Source organism: Vibrio sp. 779(2023), assembly GCF_033344285.1.
Lineage (GTDB): Bacteria > Pseudomonadota > Gammaproteobacteria > Enterobacterales > Vibrionaceae > Vibrio > Vibrio alginolyticus.
In genome coordinates, this window is the sequence record NZ_JAWPOM010000133.1 from 1 (window position 1) to 1,272 (window position 1,272).

Here is a 1,272-nt window from a genome sequence, read left to right on the forward strand (position 1 = left end):
TTATGATAATGCTGAAGATTTCCGTAAATTAGGCACCAAAACGTGGGATGCGAACGCCAACCTAAACGACGCTTGGTTGAATAACCCATACCGTAAGGGTGAAGACGACATGGGCCGTGTATACGGCGTTCAAGGTCGTGCGTGGGCAAAACCTGATGGTGGTCATATCGACCAACTACGCAAGATTGTGGATGATTTGACTCGCGGTGTTGATGACCGTGGTGAAATCTTGAACTTCTACAACCCTGGTGAGTTCCATATGGGGTGTTTGCGACCTTGTATGTACAGTCATCATTTCTCGCTACTGGATGACACTTTGTATCTCAACAGTACACAGCGTTCGTGCGATGTGCCGCTTGGATTGAACTTCAACATGGTTCAAGTTTATGTGTTCTTAGCGATCATGGCGCAAATTACGGGCAAGAAGCCAGGCCAGGCATTCCATAAAATCGTTAACGCGCACATTTATGAAGATCAGCTTGAGTTGATGCGTGATGTTCAGTTGAAGCGTGAACCGTTACAAGCCCCGACATTCCATATCAATCCGGAGATTAAATCTCTAGAAGATTTGGAAACTTGGGTGACACTGGATGACTTTTGGGTAGAAGGGTACGAACACCACGATCCAATTCGTTATCCATTCTCAGTGTAATCACGCTGATTCTTGATACTACAAAAAGCTCCGAATGGAGCTTTTTTGCTTTTGCGATGCGTTTGAGTTTCGTTACTTCAATGCGCTAACGATATAGCGATGAATCGGGTTAGTTTGCTTCGGAGTCGATAACGCAGGGCTAATGAACTTCGGTTGTGTGAAAATCCCTTTATTAACGAGAGAACGGATCAGATCGAAATACTTCAATTCCGTTTTACCACATAGCAGCAGTGAAAAATCATCCCCTAGCTTATCGTACGCGTTGAGCACTTCTCTAAATCCTCTCAGGTACAAATAATCTTTAGTTAAGCCACCACCGCGGTATACGCGCGAAGTAATAGTAAAGGCTTGAACGTCAGACGCTTTGTACTGCTCCTTCAGCAACATAAAGGTGTGGCGGAAATCGCGCTCTTTAATCATGGATTCTACAGCAAGCACGCGAAGAGCTAAGGTTCTTAAACGTTTGATACTGAAGTGTCCAGAGAGGTACTCACACAAAATTGCCAACCCTTCCTGCGTATTGGTATTGGCAGGGCAACCTAAACTAAGCACTTTAAGTGGTTGTTGACGGCCATTAAGCGTAGTTAGCAAATGCACGCCCATCTCGTGGTGTGCGAGTG

The 1,272-nt window shown here is 45.2% G+C and carries 2 protein-coding genes; one reads left to right on the forward strand and one right to left on the reverse strand.

Annotated elements, in window-relative coordinates:
- Positions 1-652: thymidylate synthase (locus R8O70_RS25515; RefSeq protein ID WP_318184499.1), on the forward strand; the 652-nt coding region annotated here is incomplete at its 5' end.
- Between the two features lie 72 nt (positions 653-724).
- Here the strand turns inward: R8O70_RS25515 and R8O70_RS25520 are convergent.
- A partial coding sequence (locus tag R8O70_RS25520) for a tyrosine/phenylalanine carboxypeptidase domain-containing protein (protein WP_318184500.1) occupies positions 725-1,272 on the reverse strand: 548 nt, incomplete at its 5' end.